We start from the raw sequence: 11,859 nt of genomic DNA, 5'->3' as shown, positions 1-11,859 counted from the left end.
TGTGGACTTTGTGTAAGACAGTACATGGTTTTTTAACCGTGGTATGCAACGGTGGTTGAAGCAGAAACTTAAATCGTGAGGTTTAGGAATCACCGTCCGTTTACGGCGGTGAGGATGTCAACAATTAACCTGACAACAACCCAGTTCAGTGGCCGTTATCAAAATCACAGAACCTTGCCCGACTCGTCTAGACGAGCCTATTGAGCGACAGGGTGGCCACTTTGTAAACTGGTCAAGGGAAAAAAAATGAGATCACATCTTTCCCTAAGTAATTAAATTGTGTATAATAGCAAAAGAATAGCAAGGCTATATGCGTCGTCAAACTGTGTAGTCAACCTATAAGGTGTGAGGAAAAAACCATCATGTTAAGAATGTTCTGGAAATCATTGCTGGTTAGTCCAGCGATTTTAGGGGCTACCCTGGTAGCTTCCGCTAATGCTAGTAGCTTCGATCCCGCCAAATCTACCAGTGTTTCTACCGAATTTAACAATCTAGAAATCGCTCAAGTTCAGGACAACGCTGCAGGAACTGGCGAACTAATCAATCAGATCGAACAGTACGGTAACGAAGGTCAAGTTGCACCCGTACAGGGCAACACCATCGATCAAGTCACCAGCGTTAACCAACTGCGGGATGTTTCCCCCACCGCTTGGGCTTTCGAGGCTTTAAGAAGTTTAGTTGAACGCTATGGTTGTATTGTTGGTTATCCCGATCGCACCTTCCGCGGCGACCGAGCTTTAACCCGTTGGGAATTTGCGGCTGGTTTAAACGCTTGCTTAAACGTGATGGAGCGTTTAATTCAAGATGGTGTCAACGTCCTCAAGGAAGACTTAGATGCCCTCAAGCGCTTGATGGATGAGTTCCAGGCCGAATTAGCGGCGTTGGGAGCTAGAGTTGATAACTTAGAAAGCCGGGTGTCTTTCCTCGAAAATAACCAATTCTCCACCACCACCAAATTAGCTGGGGAAGTTATCTTCGCTGTCACCGATACGGTCGGTGCCGGTAGCCCTGCCTCCCAGGCCGCCATGCAATACCGCGCTCGTTTGCTGTTAAACACGAGCTTCACCGGTCAGGACGTATTGAAAACTCGTTTAGCGGCGGGTAGTGCCACTCCCTTCGGATTTGATTACAAATCGACCACCACTCTGCAAAATGGTGATCCCGCTTCCGTCAGATTCGATAATCTGCAAAGCCCTTCCCTATTCCAAACTTGGACCGCGGCCGGTAACGGTAGCAATGTAGTTCTCGACTGGTTGGCCTACTATACCCCGATTGACTTAGGTTATTTTGGTCGCTTCAGTACCTACGTCGCCGCTTGGGGTGGTATTTGGAATGACTTCGTTCCCACCACTAACCCCTTCTTTGAAGACTTCGACGGTGGTAATGGTGCGCTATCTACCTTCGCTTCCGAAAACCCCATCTACCGTATCGGTGGTGGTTCTGGGGGTGGTGTTAGCCTACAGTTAGGCTTCCTCCAAAGCATTGTCGGTCCGACCTCCCTATCCTTGGGTTACTTAGCCGGTGGTGGTGGCTCTAGTTCTGCGGCCAATCCTAACCCGGGTAATGGTCTCTTTAACGGAGATTACGCCGCTTTAGCACAGATTAACGCTAACCTCTTTAACTTCCTCAACGTCGGCTTCACCTACGTTAACGCTTACCAAGGTGCCGATACCGCCATCTTCGGTAACGGTGGTTCCTTCGGTGTAACGGGGACTTCCGCCGCTAACCTTTCCCAAACTCAGTTAAATACCCTGCTCAACGTCAACGGCAACGATCCTGATAGCGTCACCCTACAGGATGAAGTCGGTTTCTTCAACTTCGGAGCCAAAGTATCCAATAGCTACGGTTTAACCGGTGCAGTGGATCTTGGTTTCGCCAGCTTGAGTGCCTTCGGTTCCTACTCCACCGTGCGCTTACTCGGTCTCGGTGATGCGGAAGTGTGGACCTACGGTGCTGGTATTGCCTTCCCCGACTTAGGTAAAGAAGGAAATATCTTAGGTCTATTTGCTGGTGCGCAGCCCTACATCGGTCACTTAAGCTTCCGAGACATGGGGCTAAAAGTATCTAACATCGTTCCCTACCACGTTGAATTGTTCTACAAGTACCAAGTCACCGACAATATTTCTATCACCCCCGGTGTCATCTGGATTTCTGCACCTGAACAGTTCAAAGGCACTGGTAACGAGTGGATTGGCACTCTCCGCGGAACCTTTACCTTCTAGGATTTCCTAAATTAAACCCGAAACCCCACCCATGGTGGGGTTTTGTTTTAGGCAAATAGACGCTGATATTCTATCTGGATACAAGCATCCTTGACGAAAAACGTTAACAATATCCACAGGTTCGGGGATAGCCTCTAGAGAAGGATAGCAGCTTTGACCGTCAATTTGCTTGACCATAGGATTGACCGGATAGACTCGATAACCCACCGCTTGCAGGAATTTGGCCACCTGATAACTGGCGCGGCTCGATTTCTCGGAATGCCCGACCACTGCGATAATTTTACTATTGCTGAAAATGGTTTTGAGCGCACCATCGTCTCCTTTAATATTCGGCATTGTCCCACCTATCTTAGAACAGAGTTTCGTTTCTCATAAAGATGAAGTGTAACCTAATTTGGTATCGACTTTTGACTCCAGCTTTAGCCACTCTAGAAAACTGACAGGAATGTTTAACTTTTCTACAGGAAAAACAGTTATTACAAATCAAAATCAATCCCTCGGTATCTGTAGGAAAATTTACCCGATGGTTGCCACTAAATACTCTGACTTTAGTTACCGCAAAACCTGATGAATTATCTTAGTATTATCATTCCGACTCTTAATGAGGAGTTAGGAATTGCAGCAACGTTAAAACAGATAGGTGCAGGAGTAGAAATTATTGTTGTCGATGGGGGAAGTACGGATAAAACTAGAGAAATAGCCGAACAATTGGGAGCTAAAGTAATTATTTCACCCAGAAAAGGTCGTGCATTTCAGATGAATTTAGGAGCAAAAATAGCGAAAGGAGATATTTTGTTATTTCTGCATGGAGATACTTTACTACCCCATGAATTTCAAGAACAAATTATCAATACTTTATCCCAATCTGGGATAGTAGCAGCAGCCTTTGAATTAAAATTTGGGCGGTTTTCCTGAGTTGCCAATTATGGAAGATTTTGAATTAATACAAAGATTGAAAAAAAGGGGTAAAATAGCCATAGTTTCTGCATCGGTGATTACCTCGGCAAGACGTTGGCAAAAATTAGGAGTCTGGAAAACTACCTTAGTTAATCAATTAGTTATTATTGGTTATTATTTTAAAATTCCGCCGCGCTTGTTGAAAAGTTTTTATCGTTTATGGTCATAAAGGCTTGCTTAAAAAGTATTTTAGGTCATTGTGTAATGTCGGAGCGCAACGCTTGCGCCCAAAATGTGACGTTGTCAACATTTTTCAGCCAATATCCAAGAGAGCCAAATACAATTATACAATCGAAGAAACCCTACCAAAGAAGATGTTTCCATGAGCCAAACATTAACAAAAATAATCAAAAATGCGGGGGGGGGTAAGCATTACTTATTTGTAGCAGGGGCAGCTCTAGCTATCCTAGCTCCTTTCCAAGCCGCCCAAGCTGTAATTATCGATTTTCAAAGCTTAGAACAAAATAACTCAGTCGTTAATTATGCCGGTTTTACCTATACCGAAGACGGTTTTACCCTAGATAGCCTGTCTACTTCTGAGCCCTTTGCATTTTTTGGCACTCAGGAATCTCGTTACCCCGGTTCCACCGCCTTATTCAATAATGAGATTGATGGAATCACCAGATTAACCCAAAATGGCGGAGGCTTATTTGACTTAAATTCTATTCAACTAACTAGCCTCAATGGTGATGATAGTGTGACTGTCAATTTTACAGGAACAAAAGCCGATTCTAGTACCGTTACCCAAGCTTTTACTACCGATGCAATTCTCAGTACCCTAGAAACTTTTACCTTTAATTCTAGCTTCACTAATTTAGTATCTGTTGAATGGATTCAGGCATTCCCGTTTCATCAGTTTGATAACATCAATGTCACACCGGTTCCCGAACCTTCAGCAATTTTAGGATTATTAGGTTTAGGACTTTTGGGCATCGGTTCTCAATTCAAACAAAAACGATAAATTGACAAAGTATGGGGATGGGATTTTTCCATCCCCACTTGAGGAAAAATGCGGTCTAGAAACCTTCCAAATTTAACTCTTAATTTTAGTGATTGTTCACATTCAAAGACTCTTTCGGTTAAAGATAGTGACTCTTTTTTGTATCCACAATTGGAACAGGTTTTGCTACTGGGAAACCATCTATCAGCGAGGAATTGATAAAATCCCATGTCCTGAACAGCTTTAGCTAACTTACGATTAGCTAACATTCCAGAAACATTTAAGTCCTCAATTACTATCTTACCGTGGTTCTTGGACAGATAAGTGGTGAGTTTATGCAATGTATCCTTACGGATGTTAGCTATCTTAAAATGAAGTTTAGCAATTTGCTTCTGAGCTTTTTTCCAATTGTTTGAGCCTTTGACTTTATGTCGGTTCAGGTATTGAAGTCTAGCTAACTTTTTCTCGTGTTTACGATAGCTTTTACTTCCTTTGATAACTTCACCAGTTGAAAGAGTGGCTAGGTTTTTAACCCCTAAATCAACTCCTATTCCGTCGATATATTTATCGGTTGTTTGCCGTTCAACATCAATCTTAAAACTAATAAACCATCTATTAGCCAAAAAGCTAATAGTTACGGATTTTGGCTGGCATCCATGAGGTAATCGCTCGTAAGTTTTTAACCAACCAATCCCAGGAACTTTTATCTTTTGATGAGCAACGTTAATGCTACCATCCAGAGTAAAACTATCCGGTTTACCTTTTTTCTTAAACTTTGGTGGTTTGGCTATCTTTTTGAAGCATCGTTTCCACGCATTGGATAAAGCTCTTAACGCTCATTGAGGAGCGCATTTAGACACCTCATAATACCATTGATTTTCAGGTTTAACTAATGCTACCAACCATTGGTGAAGGTCAATAGCAGTAGGAAACTTAATTTTATCATTTGGGTTAGCTTTGTTGTGGTCTAAGATTTGCTTGGTTAAAGCTAATCCCCAGTTCCAAGCATGACGTGGGGTTCCTGCGTGTTGAGATAATAATGAGCGTTGTTGATTATTCAGTTTTAATTCCGTCTTGAATCCTAGTAGCAACGTCCCTTAACTCCTCTACGATTTTTCTATTTTTGTGACTTCTGGAGCCATACAACCTAGCAGAAAATACAGTAATAATTTCTAAGACATCTTGTGCTAAATCCTCCTCAAATGTACTGTCTTCAGTTCGATTGATAATGACAACTTCAGTTCCAAAGTGTTCACACAGACTAAAGATTAATTCACTACCAAATCTAAGTAGTCTATCTTTATGAGTTAAGACTAATCTCTCTACTTTACTATCAACAATCAATCTGATTAATCGCTTTAATCCTTTCTTGTTGTAGTTAAGTCCAGAACCTAGGTCGTCTATGATTTCAACTTGCCAACCATTTTGAGCGCAAAACAGTTCGACAACTTCTTTTTGATGTTCCAAATCCTTCCTTTGGTCATGACTAGAAACACGGCAATAGCCAACAGTATAAGAGAGATTCTCTTTTACTCCAAGCAACTGAGAAATGGTATAACGCCGATGTCCGTTAGCGGTTCTTTCGGGTATTAGTTTACCTTCGGACTCCCAACGTCTTAAAGTTGATACGCTTACACCTTTTAATTTAGCCGCTTCTGATATGGTTAACTTGCTCATAAGACTATGATAGCACAGATTATGAGCAAGTTTAAATAATATTAGTTAGATTTTTGGTTTCTGTTACTTACTCCAGATTCGCCTGCTTTGTTGAACCTTTTGTATCGCAACCTTTTAAGTCTTCAACTAGAAGATACCAGTGCCGTGGTTGCCATAACCACTCTATTTCTTTGGGGGACATTTGGCATAATCTTTATACCACCTACCTTTGAACCTCTTTGTCACCCCTTGAGCTTACTGCCATATTTTAAAATTATCAAAAGCGCACACTCCCGGAAAGCCATTTATTTTTTACAATAGAAGATTCCCTAGATTATTTTTGCGGGAGGCAATCGGTGATTCTCAATTTTTCCTTAAGGATTGTAGCGGCCAAAGGCAGACTATTCTGTAAGTTTTCACTCTACAAAACCTATCGGGTGGTCAGTACTGCCCCCGTCGATGTCCTCTGGCAAAAATTAATCAATGTGGCCGATGTCTCTTGGCATCCTTTGATTGCCAAGGCTGATGTTCCCTTGGGTTTAATCGCTAAACCGGGGTTAATCTATCAAGCTGTCACCCGTCTGACTCCCATTCCTATCCGGGTTTTTGTGGAAAATGTCCGCCCCGGTGAACTCCTCAGCCTAAGAGTTCTCGCTATCCCCGGCATGGAACAGAAAATGACCTACCAAGTGGAATCAACCCTCTGTGGTAGTTATATTTCCTATTCTGTCACTCTGCGGGGTTGGCTGTCCCCCTTTATCTGGTGGTTAAGTCGTCCCTATTTAGCCAAAGTCGCCGCCCAACTAGCCCACGCGGCGGAAGAATTAACGGCATAAAACTGGGGGCAGGGTGTGGGGTGTGGGGTGTGGGGAGAATACATAAAAGCTGTCTCGGAGTCTCCTGACGACCGGCTCCCCAAAACGAAAACTTCCTAGTTCACTAATAAATAATCTGCCAAAGGTCAAGATCTAAGTCACAATAGTATATGGATAGACTTAAACAAAATTTTATTCAGCTGCATTGGTACATATAGTCTACTGATATCATCCCGACGAGTTGAGCGCAACAACCTCAATCCGCCGGGATGAACTATCTCTAGAGACTTTACTGATGAAGTAAGCTCTACAGGAGGGAATTATGGGGGAATTAAACACAGCCGAACTTCTAGTTAAATGTCTAGAGAATGAAGGGGTCGAGTATATTTTTGGGCTACCCGGGGAAGAAAACCTCGATGTTTTGGAAGCCCTGAAAAACTCCTCGATCAAATTTATCACCACCCGTCACGAACAGGGTGCGGCTTTTATGGCCGATGTCTATGGACGCTTGACGGGAAAAGCGGGGGTTTGTCTCTCCACTTTAGGACCGGGGGCGACTAACCTGATGACAGGGGTAGCCGATGCTAACCTCGATGGGGCGCCCTTAGTGGCCATCACCGGCCAGGTGGGAACTGATCGGATGCACATTGAATCCCATCAATACCTAGATCTGGTGGCCATGTTCGCCCCGGTGACGAAATGGAATAAACAAATCGTGCGGCCGGGTATCACCCCAGAAGTGGTACGGAGAGCCTTTAAAACCGCCCAAAGTGAGAAACCGGGGGCAGTTCATATCGATCTTCCCGAAAATATCGCCGCTATGGCTGCCGATGGTTATCCCTTGCCCCTCGATAGTCAGGAAAAAGTTTACGCTTCCTATCGGACTTTGAACATGGCGGCGGCGGTGATTTCTAAAGCGAAAAATCCCTTGATTTTGGCGGGAAATGGGGCAATTCGCGCTAATGCTAGTGAGGCTTTAACGGAATTCGCCACGGCCTTGAATATCCCTGTGGCTAACACTTTTATGGGTAAGGGGGTGATTCCCTATACCCATCCTCTGGCTCTTTGGGCGGTAGGATTACAGCAACGGGATTTGATTAGTTGTGCCTTCGAGCGCAGTGATTTAATTATCGCTGTTGGTTACGATTTAATCGAGTATTCCCCGAAAAAATGGAATCCAGACGGGAAATTACCGATTATTCACATCGGCATGACTCCGGCGGAAATTGACAGCAGTTATGCCCCGGTGGTGGAAGTGGTGGGTGATATCACCGATTCTCTCATCGATATCCTCAAACGGGCTGATCGCCAGAATAAACCAACTCCTGTCACCGCGGGATTAAAGACGGAAATTCGGGCCGATTACGAAACTTATGCCAATGATACGGGTTTTCCGATCAAGCCACAAAAATTGATCTACGATCTGCGTCAGGTGATGGGACCGGAAGATATCGCTATTTGCGACGTGGGCGCTCATAAAATGTGGATGGCGCGCCAGTATCACTGCGATTGTCCCAATACTTGCATTATTTCTAACGGTTTCGCCGCTATGGGTATTGCTATCCCCGGTGCGATCGCCGCTAAGTTAGTTCATCCCGATAAACGCATTGTAGCGGTGACGGGGGACGGCGGTTTTATGATGAATTGTCAGGAATTGGAGACAGCTTTGCGGGTGGGAACTCCCTTCGTCACTCTCATCTTTAATGATGGCGGTTACGGTTTAATCGAATGGAAGCAGTTTAACCATTTTGGGACATCTTCTTTTATTAAGTTTGGTAATCCCGATTTTGTTAAATTTGCTGAAAGTATGGGATTAAAAGGCTATCGGGTGGAATCTACTCAGGATTTGATCCCGATACTAGAGGATGCTTTCCGGCAAGAGGTTCCCACTGTTATTGATGTTCCCGTCGATTACGGTGAAAATCTGCGTCTTTCCCAAAAATCGGGCGATCTAAGCTGTCAGATTTGGGAATAGAAGTTGATAGCGGCAAGCAACCCCCGAAAGCTTGCCGTTATCTTCTCGAAAAAAATCCCCTAACTAAATCTCAGCTAGGGGGAAGTAATTAGGTTGGCTTTGGTAACGTTAGAAAACCCAATCTAGAATAACCATTCTAGAACCGCCTCATCTTTAGTGTTGGTATTGCGAGAGGGGGTTTCCCGGGTAAATTTCATGTGGATAGAACGATTTTGTTCACCATCGGCGGCCACGGCCATAATCGGATAATCGATTAAACCGTCTTGGAAGGACATCTGATAGCGGAAAGTGCCATCGGAATTGAGTTTAATCGGACGACCACCGATAGTTACGGTGGCATCGGGTTCCGTAGCACCATAGACGATTAATTCTGCATCGGCAACTAACCAGAATTTGCGCGGACGTTGTAGGGTTTCCGAAGCACCCATACCGATACCGGAAGCAGTTATGCCGATACCGGAAGCGGTTAGTCCCGATACCGTGGGAACTGCCCACATACCAACCCCGGAGGGGAATACATAAGAACTGATCACTTCCGAGATTGGTACGGAACCAGCGACGTGCTGCATGGAACCAAACAAGGAACCGGCCACCCGTAGGGCCTCGATATCGCCGACACTCTCGAAAATTTGGTCGTAGATGGGGCTAGTTCCCGTGATTCCTGCGCTGCTGCCGTAGCGTTTGCTGGGGGGAACGAGTTCGTAAACAGTTTTGCCCACCAGTTCTTCTTCCCAGTTAACGGTGACAAAGATATCTTCAATCCAGTCGGAAGGATAGACGGGAGGAATCCGCACTAAAGGAGAACGGGCCAAAACTAACCAACGACCATCAGCACAACGATAACCGATATCGATAACATAATCTCGATCGCTGACCGGAACCGGTAAATACCATTCTCGGGCTAATTCATCACAGAGATATTCTTGGACGCTATGCGCGCCTTGGCTATTGAGATCGATATCGGTGACATCATAAAGACGTAGGGCTAACTGTTGTCCCCCTTGACGACGTAGAGCTTCTTTTGATTCGTTGGGGATATCCCAGTAAGCATAGGCCCACTGAGGATCGCGAGGTAGGAGGGTAATGCGATTTTCACCGTAGCCACCGGGCAGATCTCCTAAACCATCATCCACCGAACCTAGGACATCTTCGATCGGGTTAGCTTGACCTAATTCAAATTTTGCTGCTTCCACTGGTTTTTCCTCTTTAATAGTAGATTTAAAATTGCCGCTTACTCCCATAGCTTGGGTAATTGCCTCGATTAATTGCGTTTTCCGCATCCGACTGTAACGAGAGATGCTGTATTGACTGGCAACTCGTCGTAGTTGCCGCAAGGTCATCTCATCTAAGGGGGGGTATTCTGGAACCATGAGTTGACACTCTCCGATTAGTTACGACGGCAGATGTTTTTGAGCATTTGCAAAAGCAGTGATCTGGGTAATCCTTCTAACTACTCATCGATTGCTGTGTGAACGAGAGATCCACTCGATGGGGATCAAGGGAATCGCTTGTTATAAATACCTATTAAACAGTAAGATTCCGATTTTGACCAAGTACCTTGTCATGATTTCTTGACAAAATCGCCAAACCCTTGATCCCCAAAAGATTTTCATGTCAGGAAGTTTTGATATTCTGTCCAGCATTGACACTGTATCTGAGAAATTTTAGTACAAATGCTCGGACTTCCTCTCCCTGCTCCCCACTGTTTACTGATCACTGATCACTGATCACTGATTTGTACTCCGATCCCGATCGCCTGTAATCTGATATTGAGACTTTTAGTTAAGGAGACTGAACCGCTTGGCTACCCGTGTGATTATTGTTCGTCATGGACAAAGCAGTTATAACGCAGAGCAGAAAATACAAGGTCGCAGTGATGGCTCGGTTTTGACGGAAAAAGGCCATCTGGACGCGGAAAAAGTAGGAAATGCCCTCAGTCAAATCGATATCGCCGCTTTTTACTGTAGTCCTCTCCAAAGAGCCAAATCTACTGCTGAGGTGATTCAGTCTCGTTTAAATAACTCTCCCGTCATTCAACCCACTTCGCAGTTACTAGAAATCGATCTGCCTATCTGGGAAAATATGGTCAAAGAGGAGGTAAAAGCTCAATACCCCCAAGAATATCGGGATTGGCACCAAAAACCTCACGAATTTAAGATGATACTGCCCGATGGTCAAGAACATTATCCCGTTCTCTCCCTCTATCAACAGGCCCAGGATTTTTGGCGAGAAATTATTCCCCAACACGAGGGCCAAACTATCCTCATTGTTGCCCATAACGGCATTAATCGCTGTTTAATCCTCAGTGCGATCGGTATTCCAGTTTCCTTATACCATTCCCTGCAACAATCTAACTGTTGCGTTAATGTTCTCAATTTTACAGGTGATTTTGGTGATCCTGTGCAGGTGGAATCCCTCAATCAAACGGCACACTTAGGGATAGCTTTACCCCCACCGCGTCCTCCTTTCCAAGGTTCCAGGCTGCTGCTTGTGCGTCACGGAGAAACCCAATGGAATCGGGATAAACGTTTTCAAGGTGTGCGCGATATTCCTCTCAATGATAACGGCAAAGCTCAAGCTGAGAAAGCCGCCGAATTTCTGCGAGAAACGGCGATCGATCACGCTGTCACCAGTCCTTTGTCCCGTCCCAAGGAAACTGCCCAAATTATCCTGCAATATCACCCCGATGTCACCTTAGATACCCAAGTGGATCTGACGGAAATCTGTCACGGACTTTGGGAAGGTAAATTAGAGGAGGAAATTGAAGCGAGTTTCCCCGGTATGTTAGAAGACTGGAAAAATGCCCCGGAAACCGTGCAAATGCCGGAAGGGGAGAATTTACAGGAAGTTTGGGATCGAGCGATCGCTTGTTGGCGGCAAATCGTTAAAACCTATAGTAATAGCGATAGTCCTAAGACAATTATGGTAGTGGCCCACGATGCCATTAATAAGGTGATTCTTTGTTATTTATTGGGTTTAAAACCCGCCAATTTCTGGAATATTAAACAGGGAAATGGCGCGGTTAGTGTGATCGATTATGCCAAAGGAGTTGACTCTCAACCGGTCCTGCAAGCAGTTAATATTACCTCTCATCTAGGATCGGGAATACTCGATCGCACGGCAGCTGGCGCTTTATAACAGTTATCAGTGATCAGTTATCAGTTAGCAGTTAGCAGATTTGAGTTTTAAGTGAGCAGTATTAAATAGGGTCTGCTGAATAAAGCTAAAAACCTTACAGGAAAAGGCTTTTAGCTAGATTGAGAGTCGCTCAGGTGCCCCTGAATCTGCTAAAAT

8 protein-coding genes and 2 pseudogenes are annotated in these 11,859 nt (G+C 44.5%); 6 read left to right on the top strand and 4 right to left on the bottom strand.

The features are described 5' to 3' along the window. Positions 1 to 362: 362 nt before the first annotated feature. On the top strand, positions 363 to 2,222 hold the full coding sequence (locus tag BGL89_RS19095; protein WP_286827101.1) for an iron uptake porin: 1,860 nt from the start codon (positions 363 to 365) through the stop codon (positions 2,220 to 2,222). 6 nt (positions 2,223 to 2,228) lie between these two features. Here the strand turns inward: BGL89_RS19095 and BGL89_RS19090 are convergent, their stop codons facing one another. Further along, positions 2,229 to 2,558 (bottom strand): CoA-binding protein, encoded by a 330-nt coding sequence (locus tag BGL89_RS19090; RefSeq protein WP_286827100.1) that lies wholly within the window; start codon positions 2,556 to 2,558, stop codon positions 2,229 to 2,231. 231 nt (positions 2,559 to 2,789) lie between these two features. Here BGL89_RS19090 and BGL89_RS19085 point away from each other — a divergent pair. Both BGL89_RS19085 and BGL89_RS19080 read left to right on the top strand, forming a co-directional pair. Further along, positions 2,790 to 3,348, top strand: a pseudogene (locus BGL89_RS19085) (TIGR04283 family arsenosugar biosynthesis glycosyltransferase). A 153-nt stretch (positions 3,349 to 3,501) separates the two neighbouring features. Continuing rightward, positions 3,502 to 4,140, top strand: coding sequence for a PEP-CTERM sorting domain-containing protein (locus BGL89_RS19080; protein WP_286827098.1), 639 nt, complete (start codon positions 3,502 to 3,504; stop codon positions 4,138 to 4,140). On the opposite strand, the pseudogene BGL89_RS19075 reads toward BGL89_RS19080, so the two are convergent. Further along, positions 4,119 to 5,210, bottom strand: a pseudogene (locus BGL89_RS19075) (RNA-guided endonuclease InsQ/TnpB family protein). The gene BGL89_RS19080 and the pseudogene BGL89_RS19075 sit on opposite strands and share 22 nt — an antisense overlap. Further along, a complete protein-coding gene (locus BGL89_RS19070; RefSeq protein ID WP_286827096.1) occupies positions 5,173 to 5,796 on the bottom strand; it encodes an IS607 family transposase in 624 nt (207 codons plus the stop codon). Before BGL89_RS19070 ends, BGL89_RS19075 begins: the two are co-directional and overlap by 38 nt. A 335-nt stretch (positions 5,797 to 6,131) precedes the next feature. Here BGL89_RS19070 and BGL89_RS19065 point away from each other — a divergent pair, with 335 nt between their 5' ends. Both BGL89_RS19065 and BGL89_RS19060 read left to right on the top strand, forming a co-directional pair. Then, complete coding sequence (locus BGL89_RS19065; RefSeq protein WP_041804515.1) at positions 6,132 to 6,611, top strand: hypothetical protein; 480 nt, start codon at positions 6,132 to 6,134, stop codon at positions 6,609 to 6,611. Between the two features lie 301 nt (positions 6,612 to 6,912). Then, a complete protein-coding gene (locus BGL89_RS19060; protein ID WP_286827095.1) occupies positions 6,913 to 8,565 on the top strand; it encodes an acetolactate synthase large subunit in 1,653 nt (550 codons plus the stop codon). A gap of 122 nt (positions 8,566 to 8,687) precedes the next feature. Here the strand turns inward: BGL89_RS19060 and BGL89_RS19055 are convergent, their stop codons facing one another. Then, positions 8,688 to 9,935, bottom strand: coding sequence for a DUF4912 domain-containing protein (locus BGL89_RS19055; RefSeq protein WP_286827094.1), 1,248 nt, complete (start codon positions 9,933 to 9,935; stop codon positions 8,688 to 8,690). A 430-nt stretch (positions 9,936 to 10,365) separates the two neighbouring features. Between BGL89_RS19055 and BGL89_RS19050 the strand changes: the two genes are divergently transcribed. Further along, the gene (locus BGL89_RS19050; protein WP_286827093.1) at positions 10,366 to 11,703 is read left to right on the top strand and encodes a histidine phosphatase family protein; all 1,338 of its coding nucleotides are present in this window, start codon (positions 10,366 to 10,368) and stop codon (positions 11,701 to 11,703) included. The last annotated feature ends 156 nt before the right edge of the window (positions 11,704 to 11,859 follow it).

The sequence above is a fragment of the Microcystis sp. LSC13-02 genome (genome assembly GCA_002282935.1).
Taxonomy (GTDB): domain Bacteria; phylum Cyanobacteriota; class Cyanobacteriia; order Cyanobacteriales; family Microcystaceae; genus Microcystis.
This window is presented reverse-complemented; position numbering and strand designations above follow the sequence as displayed.

Excerpts from the sequence above, each read along its gene's own strand:
- BGL89_RS19060 (WP_286827095.1), top strand. The coding sequence starts at position 6,913 with ATGGGGGAATTAAACACAGCCGAACTTCTAGTTAAATGTCTAGAGAAT.
- BGL89_RS19055 (WP_286827094.1), bottom strand. The coding sequence starts at position 9,935 with ATGGTTCCAGAATACCCCCCCTTAGATGAGATGACCTTGCGGCAACTA.
- BGL89_RS19090 (WP_286827100.1), bottom strand. The coding sequence starts at position 2,558 with ATGCCGAATATTAAAGGAGACGATGGTGCGCTCAAAACCATTTTCAGC.
- BGL89_RS19095 (WP_286827101.1), top strand. The coding sequence starts at position 363 with ATGTTAAGAATGTTCTGGAAATCATTGCTGGTTAGTCCAGCGATTTTA.
- BGL89_RS19080 (WP_286827098.1), top strand. The coding sequence starts at position 3,502 with ATGAGCCAAACATTAACAAAAATAATCAAAAATGCGGGGGGGGGTAAG.
- BGL89_RS19070 (WP_286827096.1), bottom strand. The coding sequence starts at position 5,796 with ATGAGCAAGTTAACCATATCAGAAGCGGCTAAATTAAAAGGTGTAAGC.